The sequence below is a fragment of the Kribbella sp. NPDC026596 genome (assembly GCF_040638415.1).
Taxonomy (GTDB): Bacteria; Actinomycetota; Actinomycetes; order Propionibacteriales; family Kribbellaceae; genus Kribbella.
On the sequence record NZ_JBEZYF010000122.1, the window covers coordinates 1 to 11,773 of the forward strand.

Below are 11,773 nucleotides of genomic sequence, written 5' to 3' on the forward strand. Positions count from 1 at the left end.
AGGCCCTGGCAGAACATCATCCGAAGCCCATGTACGGGGTTAATGCTAAATTTCGGCATTGACTTTCGGCACGCTGTTGAGTTCTCAAGAATCGGACGCACACCGCGCTTCAGACTTTCGTTTGAAGCTCCGGGGCAACTCGCCCAACTTTACTGTTTCGTCCGGGGCCGGTCAAATCGGCCTCTTTCGTCCCAGTCCCCCTGCGCGACTCAGTGACCGAAAACCCGCCGAGGCGTGTTTCGGCTACCTTGTCCTTCAGGGAGTTTGTCGGAGCTGCCGGCCGCTTTCGCGTCCCGCGCCTCGCTCCAACAAGAAGGACATTACTGACATTCGCGGTGAAGATGCAAATCGGGGTTCCGGACCCTGTCCGGGCTCCCTGCAGACCACCTCCGGAACCGGTGAGCCGGCGCCGACGCGAAGCAGTGATCGTCCCTCTGGTCACAGCACTCACTCGCGTCTCCGCGAGCGACACTTCCATCATCCCGCACCACTCAAGCGGTTTTCACGAGCCATCCGTGGCCCGCGCGGTCCCGCCCCACACGAGATGCCGTGCACTGCGTCGTACCGGAACCCGGCACTGAGCGTCGTACGTCGATTGACGAAGTGGGAGCCAGTCGACTGGCTCCCACTTGTCACGTCCTGCACCGCCCAGCAGACGCCTCTCGGCGAGTGGCCGCTCGTAGCGGCTTAGGTTGAGGCCCGGGGTCTTGAACCGAGCGGCATCACGTGTAACCCAGCGACCCCGGCACCTATTCCCGGGTGCAGGCGAGCTCCGCACCGTCCTGGTGGAAGACGAGTCCCCCCTCGCGCACCTTGAGCTCGGTGCCAGTGCCCACCGCGAACCGCGTCGCCGACCGCGCCATGAACCGCAGCGGCGGCTGACCGTCGAACGTCACTTCCAGGCCGCTCCCCCGCCGCTCGACCGTGAACGCCATCCTGCCGTCCAAGCGGTACGCGCCGACCAGCTCAGCCAACACGTCGTCAGTCGGCAGGTCAGGGAGCTCGACGTCCTGGGGGTACCCCTCCCAGCCGTACGCCGACGCGATCGCGGCGAACGCCCGCGTTACCACCCACACGCCGTTGTCGCCGTTGGTCATCACGACGGCGCCTTGTCCCGCGTCTCGATACGCCAGCAGGTGACAGCGGAACCCCGCGTTGCCGCCACTGTGCCCGAAGCGTTGCCCACTATCGTCGAGGAAGAATCCAAGTCCCAGATGACCCAGCCCACCGATCCGCTGGCTTGCGGCGATCTGAGACCTCAGCATCTCCCGGGCTAGCTCGGGCGACAGAAGTGCGTCGGCGGTTCCTGCGTACGTCCGCTGGACACCGATGGCCAACTTGGCGAGGTCCGTCGGCGTTGTCCACAGCCCTGCAGCGGCCAGCTCCGGATAGACGTGCCACTTGCCGTCGAGCGGGCAACCGAGTTCGTCATGCGCGGCCGCAGCTCTCGCGTGGAGTTCTGGTGGCAGCGGCTGCGCGTAGTCGCTGTCAGACATGCCGAACGGTTCCAGCACGAGCTCACGGACCAACTCGCGGAACGGCCTGCCTGTCACGTCCTCGAGTAGCTGCTGCATGACGATCGTTCCGCCGCCGGCGTACCTGAACTGCGTCCCGGGGACGAGGTCGACACGGACGCCGAAGGTGTTGGTCGGTCGCACGCCGTCAAGGATCTGCACCGTTGTCGGCACCGCAGCATCGGCGCGATAGCCAGGGAACCCATGCACCGTCAGCCCAGCGCTGTGGCTGGCCAACTGGCGCAACGTCACCAGCGGTTGCCAGGAGCCTGTCGGCGGGACCTGCCATGACATCAGCTTCCGATTCACGTCCTCATCGAGGTCGAGCACCCCGCGATCGACCAGCCTCAACATCGCCAGTACGGCGACCGGCTTGCTGATCGACGCTGCCTGGAACAACGTGTCCGGAGTGACGGCCGCAGAGCCGCCTGACTCCACCACCCCAGCCGACCCGATCTGGTTGATCTCACCGTTCTCGATCACCGCCCAGCTCGCGCCGGGCACGGGTGAACCTCTCGAGATCCGCCTCGACCCCCTTGCGTAGCACGTCCATGTCCCTCCCTCGGCTCGGTGGCCCGGAGCCTCAGGAGGGACAGTACGGCGGACATGGTTCGCCGCGAGGGCGATTACCTCGACGGCTCAGGCGCGTTGCAGTCGATCTTCGGATTGGCACCGATGTAGTTGAGTGGGCCGGCGACGATCGTGACCAGCGTCGTGCCCACCTTGGCGCACGTCGCGTCGGATCCCGCGAAGTAGTTCCGCTGCGTAGCGGCCGCTAGGCCGATGAGCAGCCAGATGACGACAACGATCGTGATGGCGCGGGAACGAGTCGTAGAGGCTCTACGAGTGCGCATCTCCACCTCCTGGTTGGGCGCACCCCCGTGTGGACCGTCCCAGCCGGTGCCCGCCGTAGTCCCGGCAGAAACTCACACCTCGCGAAACTCGTAGTACGGCTTGATGTGCTTGTTGATGTAGGCGCCGATGCTCGGTGCGGCGAGCAGGGCCGCATAGGTCGGCTGCGGGACCTCGTCGTACTGGTAGATGTAGCCGTTGACGTACTCGAGCTCCAGCGTTCCGTCGGACCAGCCGACCGATCGCACGCTCGACGACTTCACCGGGCGTCGCCTCATCCGCAGCTCCTCTCGGTACGTCGTGCTGCGCCGCCCAGTGTGCACCCGGCGATCAGTGCGCCGGTGATCGCTCCGGGCCATCGGACTCCAGGCGCGCGAGGGCACGGGCCAGGTCGCCGAGCGCCGCGTTGAGCTGGCTGAGGACCGCATGGTCGACGGGTAATCGGGCTTGATCGAGGCCCAGGTTGGCTGCGAACCGGACCCGGGCGTCGGGCGGCGCCTGACTGAGTGAGGTGTCGAGGGCGTCCTGAAGATGCGGGCTGGGCACCATCTCCGGACGCTCGCGCCACTTGGTGACCGTGCGTGGCGAGACGCCGAGGCGGTCCGCGAACGCCTCGTTGGTCAACCGCAGCGCCGTACGCAAGGCGTGTGCGTGCCGGCCGGTCCATTCGTCGATGACTGTCATCGCTGTCGCTCCTTGCGTCTGTCGGCTACTCCCTGCAATGAGAATATGGCGATCGGTGACCGTCGGTGGGCAGAATTTCTGCCCTGTGGATACCGGTTGAGTTCCTGGTGAGGCCGACGAACCACGGGTTGACTGCTGCCCATGGACGAGATCAGCGGTCGAACCGCGACGCTGCCGCGGACCCCGCGACGGCGTCACCTGAAAGTCGCGAACAAGTCCGGGCCACGCTGCTTCCAGCTGGTCCGTCATGTCGACGTCTCCGGCATCAGCGGTACGGGCGTCGTCGCGGAGGGAGTCGAGTGGTCCGACGGGACGATCGCCCTGCACTGGGGCGGGCGATATCCGACGACCACAGTCTGGCCCGATGGTGTCGACGCTCTCCTCAGCATCCACGGGCACAACGGCGGGACCACCATCCGATGGCTGGACGAGTGACCATGCGCACCCGAACTCGGTGGGGCGGGCCCACCCTGCAGCCGGCCTGCACCACCGGCCTACTCCGAAAAGAACTGCTCTCGGTATCCGCCGCGAGCGTTCTTGGTCTCCGACTTAGCCTGTGTCGTGTCTGCCTCGGCGAGCTCGTCGACCGCGGCACTGAAGGCGAGCTCAGCGCGAGTCGACTTGGGGCCTTCGATCGCTTCCGCGGACGAGCGTCGTACCGGGAGATCGTTGGCGGCGGCGGACAGTTCCGAGAGGGTGTCGAGCAGGCCGAGCGCGGTCTCGACCTCGCCGGGGTGATTGACAAGCCACCAGACCGCGGCCGACCCAGGCGTGGCGAAGACGTCGTCCTTCAAGTAAGCGCGTTTGTCCTGCTCCATCCGGCGTTCGAGCAGAGTCGTCTGCTCCCGGTGGTGCAGGGCGGCGAGGTGCTGAAGGTGCTTCTGGTCCGCGTCCGGCAGCCGGAGTCGCACTTCGGTGGCCCAGCTGCGCACCTGCCCCTTCTCGTCGAGCGCGGGTTCGCCGAGGAGGGCGGCCAGGCGGTGCTGGTTGAGCGACTCCTCAGTGACCTGCTGCCTCGCGGTCAGTCCTCGAGCGCGCTCGATCAAGGCATCGACAGCGACCGCGCCGAGGTCAGCGTGCCGCGAGCCGGACAAGACCGTCGACCACTGCACCACCGCCGAGAAGCTGAACTGGAAGTCCGGCGAAGCAGACGGCAGCCGTACGTCGGAGACCGTTCGCGTCGGCGGCCCGGAGAACACAGGCTCCCGATCCGGCAGTACGACGGATGACGCCGGTGCCGGCTTGGTCACGACGGGACGGGGTTCGTCGGGCTGCTTCCAGACCACGGCCAGCAGCACGAGCAACACCACCGTCAGCACGACCGCGGCCCATTCCGGCAAGCCGACGATGAGCGACACGACGTACAGGACCAGGACAATCGCGGCAGCCGTCAGGAGGGAGTTCCGGTGAAGCTTCATGGCGGCATTCCTTCACCACGTCGAGCGGACAGCAGCAGATCGGCCAATGCGAACCGGACGGCCTCCCCGTCCGGACTCCATCCAGGTCACCGGCAACCCGGACCACAGACTGCGCCACGCGGCGAGCCCACGAAAAGTCTCACATGCCTAACCCAAAGTAGCCGCCACACGCGTGTCGGCTCTCAGCCCGCGGACGGCACCCGGCCGGTCGCACTCCATGCGGCCGGGCGCCGACCGCGGGATGGGTCACCCGGTGAGGGAGCGGAGGGCTCGGCGGGACGGGGTGAGGAGGACGGGTTTGTAGGGGCAGCGGGCGTCAGTGAGGGTTTCGTACGCGCGAATGGCTCGGTTGGCGGCGTCCCAGCCTTGCTCGGCGGGGGTGCGGCCGAGGCCGCGGTTGCGGACCAGAGCGCCGTAGAACGCGGAGCAGAAGACGGTCGCCTCGTACCAGCCGATGACGGTGCTGGTGCCGATGTAGGTGATGTCGTCCTGGAGGCAGTCGCGGATGGCGCGTTGCCACTTCCCGATACCGGTCTTGCAGCCGTCGGCGATGACGACACCGCTGGCGATTCCCCACTGCCGATCCAGGAACCATTCGGCCAGCGAGCGCAGCGAGACCTGGGTCTTGCCGTCGGTCGACAGGAAGGAGGGCTCCTCGCTGTGGTCACCGTGTGCCATCACGTGCAGGACCGTCGAAGGGGTGGTGAGGGCCGAGAAGGCGGTCTCGTGGTCGCGGGTGCGGACGAAGTTCACGTCGATCACGGGCTGGTCCCAGCCGGCGTTGATGTTCCCGGTGATGCCCTGGACGAAGGTCATCGACGCGTCGAAGGAGTTGTCCAGACCGAGATCCACCAGAGTGATCAGCCGATTCTTCATTCGCCCATCCCTCCCACGTGTTTCGAGCCCCGGGGAACCATGATGAACCACGGATCCGACAGTTCGCGCCCCTGTCCACCAAAGCTGAGATCGCCGGCCCGGACCGTACGTCGTACGCCGGGATCGGGCCGCCCTGGCGGCGGGCGCGGACCGTGATCGACGTACGGTGGCCGGGCAGCGCCTGCCGAAGGAGGAGACGGATGAGCCAGGTCCCGACGATCACTCTGAGTCACGGTGCAGTGATGCCGCGGGTCGGGTTGGGGACGTCCCCGATGAACGACGCGGATGCCGAGCGGGCGGTGAGTGTGGCGCTCGAGCTCGGGTATCGGCTGGTCGACACGGCCGAGAACTACCGGAACGAGGTCGGCGTCGGGCGAGCCCTGCGAGGTCTGCCTCGGGACGAGGTGTTCGTGACGTCGAAGTTCAACGCGCGGTGGCACAGCCTCGAGGGTCCGCGGGTCGCATTCGAGGCGAGCGCGGAGAAGCTCGGCGTCGAGTACATCGATCTGCTGCTGATCCACTGGCCGAATCCGGCGCAGGACCGGTACGTCGATGCGTGGCGCGGGCTGCTCGCACTGCGGGAAGCGGGGCTGGTGCGGGCGATCGGTACGTCGAACTTCAAGCCGACGCATCTGCAGCGGTTGATCGACGAGACCGGTGCGGCGCCGGAGGTGAACCAGGTTCAGCTGAGTCCGGTGTGGGCGAAGGCGGCCGAGCGGGAGTTCCATGCGGAACACGGGATCGTGACCGAGGCGTGGAGTCCGCTCGGAAAGGGGACCGAATTGCTGAGCCATCCGACGCTGCAGGACATCGCCAAGGCACACGGACGGACGCCGGGCCAGATCGTCCTGCGGTGGGAGACGCAGCAAGGTGTGGTGCCGATCCCGAAGTCGGCCGACCCCGGACGCCTCGAGGAGAACCTGGCAGTCTTCGACTTCGACCTGACCGACGCCGACTTGTCCGCGCTGTCAGCTCTCGACGGCACCGCCAAACCCGCCGCCGACTCCGACCGCGCCGGCCACTGACAGGTCGAGCGACTGACAGGTCCGGCCACTGACAGGTCGAGCGTATGACCCAACGGCGCGGCGAACTGACGGAACCGAGCCGCCAACAAGGGTTTCAGCGGGCCCGGACTGTCTTGCGGGAGGCGACGGTCAGGTAGGGGCTGACCATCTCCCGGAAGAGGTCGCTGGGTGGGAGGCCCAGTTCGCGGTCGATCATGGTCTGGAACTTCCGGTAATGCTGGACGGCCTCGACGAGGTCGCCGCTGTCCAGGTGGGTCTCGACGATCGCGCGATGCGCGCTCTCGTGGAGCGGTTCGATGCTGATCGCGGCCCGCGCCGCCTGGAGGGCCTCATGGGTGCGTCGTTGCCGCCGGCGCCGAGTCGCGAGCGCGTCGAGGGCGCCTAGGCGTAAGTACTGCAGACGCTCGCGTGCGGCCAGCACCCAGTCGTCGTACCAGCCGGGAAGCAGTTCGGAGGAGTGCAGTACGGCGATAGCGGCGTCGTCGGCTTCCGCGGTCCCGACGTCCGGGTCATCACGGATCAGCAACTCCGCTCCGTCCAAGAACCGGTCGACATCCACAACGACCTCGTCAGCCAGAGCGAGCCACGCGTCGCCGATGTCGAGTAGCGGCGGTACGCCGACATGCCGGTGTCGCAGCCGCCACAAGATCGCACGAAGGCGCGCGGCCGCGACCTCGTCGGTGCAGTCCGCCCACAGCATCGCCGCCGCGTGAGTCCGGGCGCAGCGGCCGTTGAGGGCCAGGAGCGCAACCAGGCGCTGCGGACCGCCCGGCAGTTCGATCTGTGCTTCTGACGCGGCCCGGCCGTCGGCGGCTGTTAGGAGCCAGTCACCGAGCAGTTGAAGTCGAAGATCACACCGCGAGAATGCCCGCACCGCACGGCCTCCCCTCATGGAGGCGACGGCACGCGTCAGGGCGAGCCTGCCCCCCGGCTGTGTTGCTCGCAGATATCCCCGCTGTGTGTGACGGCCGAACCACCAACCGCCACGCACCTCATTGCACGGTGGGGCAGGAAGCGCCGGATGTCAAGCCTGACCCGCGGTTCGGCCGGTGAACTCCTCGAGCCACGCCCGGACCTCGCGGTAGACGGCCTCCGGCGACGTCACCACTGAGGTCGTCTCGGCTTCGGCGCCGAGATCGGGCCGCTGGGTGATGCGCGCCCGGATGCCGCCCGAGCCGGCCGTCTCCCGCCAGACCCGGATGACCAAGGCCGCAGCATCCGGAACCGACCCGGACTGCGCCTGATCAGTCATGTTTCCACTCCCCCGCGGACGGACGGATCCGCTTCCTCACGCCCGCAGAAACGGACAACCGGAAGACCCACGATGAAGCAACGATCCCCGATGTACGCCGTTACGTCGACCACCCGGGTCCTGACAACGCTGTGACAACGCCGGGACAACGCTGTGATAACGCAGTGAGCATGCGACCGGGACTCCACTGGCAGTGAGCACCGAACAGGGCGGAGGGGGTGACTCATGAACGAGAAACTGACGGCGGTCGAACTCGACCTGGAGGAGATCCAGGTGCTGCCGGAGCGGGAGGCGCTGGGTTCCTACAACTGGGCGAACGTCTACGCATCCAACACGGCGGTCGCGCTGAACGCGGCGTCGTACTGGTCCGTGGCCAAGGCCGCGGCCGTACAGACGATCGTGATCAAGCAGCACTAGGGGCGAATCGGGCGTGCGGGCGGTGATGAGCGATGGCGCCGTCCGCACGCCGCAGAACTGAGGGGGTTTCGATGACGGATCTCGGCAGGATCTCCCAGACGGAGGTCGCCGGCCAGTCGGCCGAGCTGCTGCCCACACGCGAGGCGCTGGCGCTGATCAACATCACCAACATCACCGCCGTCAACCTGGCGATCGCGGTCAACGCGGGGACGATCGGCTCGACCGCGGCTGCCGCCGCACTGCAGCATGTGGCTGCGTTCCAGCGCTAGTTCTGCCGGCGCACGGGACTGGCGGGGGGCCTGTGCCCCCCGCATTGCCTGGAAGCCCGCATCGTGACGGCGGCAGAAGCCGACTCGCGCGTAGTCCCGGTGCGCGGCGGCCCGAGGCCGAGCCGGGTGGCCGGCGTGCGCCTGCTCGGGCGGTACGAGGGCTCGGGATTCCGGGACGAGCGGTACCTGGTCGAGCGGTCCGACCGGCAGATGGTGCTGCTGACCCGGTTGCTCTACCTGATTGTCGAAAACGCCGATGGGCGCACGTCGACCGATCTGCTGGCCGATCGGGTGAGCCGCGCGTACGGTCACCGGCTCGATCCCGATGACCTGGTCCGCCTCATCCACGAGAAACTCGGGCCGTCCGGACTGGTCGCACTCTGGAACGGCGCGCGGGTAGGGCAACGAAAAGCCGACCCGCTGTTGGCGTTGAGTGTCCGGGGCGTGCTGCTGCCGGCCAGCGCGGTTCGCGTGATCGCACGTACCTTCGCGCCGCTGTTCCATCGCCCAATCATTCTCGCGGTTCTGGCGAGCGTGATCGCGTTCGACGTGTGGGTGGTGAGCACCCGGCCCGCCACGGCCGTGTTCGGCGCCCTGGTCGATCCCATCGGTGTGCTGGCCGTCCTGGTCCTGTTGCTGGCAGCAACACTCTTTCATGAGTTCGGCCACGCGGCCGGCTGCAGCTACGGCGGCGCCAAGCCGGGCCCGATCGGCGCTGGGATCTATCTGTGGATCCCCGCCTTCTACACGAACGTGACCAGCGCGTACCGGCTCAACCGCGCCGGCCGGCTGCGGACCGATCTGGGCGGCGTGTACTTCAACGCGGTCTTCATCGTGGCCGCGGCCGCAACGTACCTGTGGACCGGATGGGCACCCCTGCTGGCGGTGATCGCCCTGTCCCACTTGGAGATCATCCAGCAACTGCTGCCAGTGGTGCGGTTCGACGGGTACTACATTCTCGGCGACTTGGCAGGCGTGCCGAACCTCTTCGGACACGTACGGCCCATTCTGCGGAGCCTCCTGCCAGGTCGCCGCAGCGATCCCGGCGTGGGGCAGCTTCGCCTCCGCACTCGGGTGGTCGTCACGGGATGGGTGCTCGTCACCGTGCCCGCGTTGCTCATCGGCCTGGGAATTCTGACCTGGAACGCCCCTCGCTACGTCGCAGGCTTCTGGGATCGCTCGGGTGAGTTGTGGGCCGGTGCACGTGAGCTCATCGCTGTGGGCGAGGTCGGCGCCGCGATACTCATGCTGCTTTCGCTGCTGGCGATCACCGTGCCCATCGTCGGCCTCAGCGTCGTCCTAGCCAGATCTGTGCTCCACGTCGTACGGGCGGTTCGAGCCCGGCAGACCGCATCGTCGCCGGCCGAGGAGGAATCGATGGATGTCGTCAAGGGTGCCGCGGACGAGCCTCCGAGCGCGGCTGAGTTCACCGAGGACAAGATGCTCCGTCGGCGGGTACCGCCGTCGCGGCACGGTTGGCGTCACGGGCTGTACTACGTCTCGAGCGGCAGGATCAACGTCGGCCCCAGTCTGGCCGAGCAACGCGAGCAGGAGCGGATCGCCCGCGTCCGTACGACGTTGAGCGGTCCCCGGCGGGTGGTCACCTTGAGCCGCAAGGGCGGCGCCGGCAAGACGACGACGACTCTGATGCTCGGCCACACGCTCGCCATGCATCGCGGAGACCGCGTTGTCGCACTCGATGCCAACCCTGACGCAGGCTCGCTCATCTATCGGGTACGGCGCGAGTCCCCCGCCACCGTGACCAACCTGCTGGGTGAGCGCGACCTCATTTCGAAGTACGCCGACCTGCGCGCCTACACCTCGCAGGCACCGAGCCGGCTCGAGGTCATCGCGTCCGACGACGATCCGACGATCAGCCAGGCGCTGGGCGATCGGGACTACCGCACAGTGCTCGACCTGCTCACCCAGCACTACAACCTGATCCTCGTCGACACCGGCACGGGCATCCTCGACAACGCCATCCAGGGCATCCTGCGGGAGGCCGATCAGATCGTCGTGGTGATGCCGCCGGCGCTCGACGGTGCCCGGGTCGCTGCCGGGACGCTGGACTGGCTGGACCAGCACGGGCACGCGGACCTGGTGTCATCCGCGGTCGCGGTCATCAACACGACCAGAGGCAGGCCGCGCTGGGTCCAGCTCGACGAGATCGAGAACCACTTCTCCAGTCGCTGCGCCGGTACGGTCCGCATCCCGTGGGACCCGGCGCTGGACAGCGGTGCCGCCGTCGACCTCGACGACCTGCGCTCGGGCACTCGCGACGCCTACCTGGAACTCGCCGAACTGGTCGCCGGTGGCTTCACCGCGAACCGCTGGAGTCCTGTCTCGGTGGCTGACCCGTCCCTGCCAGTCAAAGGAGTGTCATGACCATACGCCGGCGGCTCGAAGCAATCCTGGTGATCGCGTCTCTCGTCACGGGCGCGACAGGAACCGCGAGCATGCTTACGTTCCGAAGCGGCCGGGACTTCGACCTGGTCGCGTCCGCCAACCCGGGAACGCCAGGTAGTACCGACACCGACCGGACCGCCATGTTCGAACGCGCCCGCGGCAAGCGCGCTCAGGCTGACGCCGTGGCGAGCGCCACGGCCACCTGCGACTCGTGCACAGGCACCGCCGTCGCAGTACAGGTCATCTATGTGAGCAAGGCAAAGAAGGGTACGGCGGATAACCTCGCGAACGCGTGGTCGAGTTGCAGCAACTGCAAGGCGACCAGTGTGTCCGTGCAGGTCGTCGTGGTCCGGCCCGGTACGACGCTCATCACTCGGAACCGCGCACTCGCGGTCAACGCCTCTTGTTCAGGCTGCACGACCGCGGCGATCGCGGTGCAGTTCGTGGTTGTCACCAGCAAGCACCGCGCGTTCTCGAACAAGGGCCGGCAGCAGCTCGAGGCGCTGGCGAGTGAACTGCAGGCCCAGCTGTCGACCCGGACCAAGGCGGCTCGACTCGCGGCGACCAAGGACAAGACCGAGCTGGCGGGTATCGATGCGCTGGTTCGAAAGGAACTGAAGCCGAGCAGCGTGAAGCCACAGTTCACCGTCAAGACCGGATAACGGGAGGTCCCCGATGTCTGTCCGCCGATGGGCGACCCTCGCGATCGCACTGCTGTTCTCGCTGGTGGTGACCGGTTGCGAACCGCCCAAGACCACACCCAGCGCCGGCGGCAAGGGGAAAACGACGACGACCACGAGCACCACGCAGACAGGTGCCACCGTGCGGATCACCGCGTCCAAGAAGACCTGCTGGGCGGGTCGGATCGGCGCAACGACCAAGAAGGGCTGCGGATCCGCCAGCTTCCAGGTCAAAGCCTCGAACGGCGCCTACACCGTCAACCTGCGCAAGACCAAGGGTGCGGACGGCCTCACCGTCGTACTCGTTGTCAAGGGCAAGAAGGTGGACAGCGGCCGGATCAGCAGCAGCTCGAGCGTCGTCGCGATCAGCTACGCAAGTA

General features: G+C 67.2%; 15 protein-coding genes. 7 read left to right on the top strand and 8 right to left on the bottom strand.

The annotated features are described in order from the left end of the window. Positions 1 to 749: 749 nt before the first annotated feature. From AB0E63_RS45225 to AB0E63_RS45240, 4 genes are all read right to left on the bottom strand, one after another. A complete protein-coding gene (locus tag AB0E63_RS45225) occupies positions 750 to 2,018 on the bottom strand; it encodes a serine hydrolase domain-containing protein (protein ID WP_360380733.1) in 1,269 nt (422 codons plus the stop codon). 122 nt (positions 2,019 to 2,140) lie between these two features. Continuing rightward, positions 2,141 to 2,368, bottom strand: coding sequence for a hypothetical protein (locus AB0E63_RS45230; protein ID WP_360380735.1), 228 nt, complete (start codon positions 2,366 to 2,368; stop codon positions 2,141 to 2,143). 72 nt (positions 2,369 to 2,440) lie between these two features. Next, positions 2,441 to 2,644: a KTSC domain-containing protein gene (locus AB0E63_RS45235; protein ID WP_360380737.1), complete on the bottom strand. Its 204-nt coding sequence runs from the start codon at positions 2,642 to 2,644 to the stop codon at positions 2,441 to 2,443. Between the two features lie 52 nt (positions 2,645 to 2,696). Next, on the bottom strand, positions 2,697 to 3,050 hold the full coding sequence (locus AB0E63_RS45240) for a helix-turn-helix transcriptional regulator (RefSeq protein WP_360380740.1): 354 nt from the start codon (positions 3,048 to 3,050) through the stop codon (positions 2,697 to 2,699). Positions 3,051 to 3,191: 141 nt separating this feature from the next. On the opposite strand from AB0E63_RS45240, the gene AB0E63_RS45245 reads away from it, so the two are divergent. Next, positions 3,192 to 3,485 (top strand): hypothetical protein, encoded by a 294-nt coding sequence (locus AB0E63_RS45245; RefSeq protein ID WP_360380742.1) that lies wholly within the window; start codon positions 3,192 to 3,194, stop codon positions 3,483 to 3,485. Positions 3,486 to 3,544: 59 nt separating this feature from the next. Here AB0E63_RS45245 and AB0E63_RS45250 read toward each other — a convergent pair whose 3' ends face one another. Then, on the bottom strand, positions 3,545 to 4,468 hold the full coding sequence (locus AB0E63_RS45250) for a hypothetical protein (RefSeq protein WP_360380744.1): 924 nt from the start codon (positions 4,466 to 4,468) through the stop codon (positions 3,545 to 3,547). 246 nt (positions 4,469 to 4,714) lie between these two features. Continuing rightward, positions 4,715 to 5,344: a hypothetical protein gene (locus AB0E63_RS45255; RefSeq protein ID WP_360380747.1), complete on the bottom strand. Its 630-nt coding sequence runs from the start codon at positions 5,342 to 5,344 to the stop codon at positions 4,715 to 4,717. Between the two features lie 200 nt (positions 5,345 to 5,544). Between AB0E63_RS45255 and AB0E63_RS45260 the strand changes: the two genes are divergently transcribed. After that, entirely contained in the window at positions 5,545 to 6,369 is an 825-nt protein-coding gene (locus AB0E63_RS45260; protein WP_360380750.1) for an aldo/keto reductase, read from the top strand. A gap of 94 nt (positions 6,370 to 6,463) precedes the next feature. Here the strand turns inward: AB0E63_RS45260 and AB0E63_RS45265 are convergent, their stop codons facing one another. Both AB0E63_RS45265 and AB0E63_RS45270 read right to left on the bottom strand, forming a co-directional pair. Then, entirely contained in the window at positions 6,464 to 7,243 is a 780-nt protein-coding gene (locus AB0E63_RS45265) for a BTAD domain-containing putative transcriptional regulator (protein WP_360380752.1), read from the bottom strand. A gap of 150 nt (positions 7,244 to 7,393) precedes the next feature. Further along, positions 7,394 to 7,621, bottom strand: a complete 228-nt coding sequence (locus tag AB0E63_RS45270) for a hypothetical protein (RefSeq protein ID WP_360380754.1) — start codon at positions 7,619 to 7,621, stop codon at positions 7,394 to 7,396. Between the two features lie 225 nt (positions 7,622 to 7,846). Here AB0E63_RS45270 and AB0E63_RS45275 point away from each other — a divergent pair, with 225 nt between their 5' ends. The 5 genes from AB0E63_RS45275 to AB0E63_RS45295 form a co-directional block, all read left to right on the top strand. After that, positions 7,847 to 8,038, top strand: coding sequence for a hypothetical protein (locus tag AB0E63_RS45275; protein WP_328519545.1), 192 nt, complete (start codon positions 7,847 to 7,849; stop codon positions 8,036 to 8,038). A gap of 71 nt (positions 8,039 to 8,109) precedes the next feature. Beyond that, on the top strand, positions 8,110 to 8,307 hold the full coding sequence (locus AB0E63_RS45280; RefSeq protein ID WP_360380757.1) for a hypothetical protein: 198 nt from the start codon (positions 8,110 to 8,112) through the stop codon (positions 8,305 to 8,307). Positions 8,308 to 8,370: 63 nt separating this feature from the next. Beyond that, complete coding sequence (locus tag AB0E63_RS45285; RefSeq protein ID WP_360380760.1) at positions 8,371 to 10,692, top strand: MinD/ParA family protein; 2,322 nt, start codon at positions 8,371 to 8,373, stop codon at positions 10,690 to 10,692. Further along, positions 10,689 to 11,375: a hypothetical protein gene (locus AB0E63_RS45290; RefSeq protein WP_360380763.1), complete on the top strand. Its 687-nt coding sequence runs from the start codon at positions 10,689 to 10,691 to the stop codon at positions 11,373 to 11,375. The genes AB0E63_RS45285 and AB0E63_RS45290 overlap by 4 nt, the downstream gene beginning before the upstream one ends. Positions 11,376 to 11,388: 13 nt before the next feature. Next, positions 11,389 to 11,773: hypothetical protein (locus AB0E63_RS45295; RefSeq protein WP_360380766.1), on the top strand; the 385-nt coding region annotated here is incomplete at its 3' end.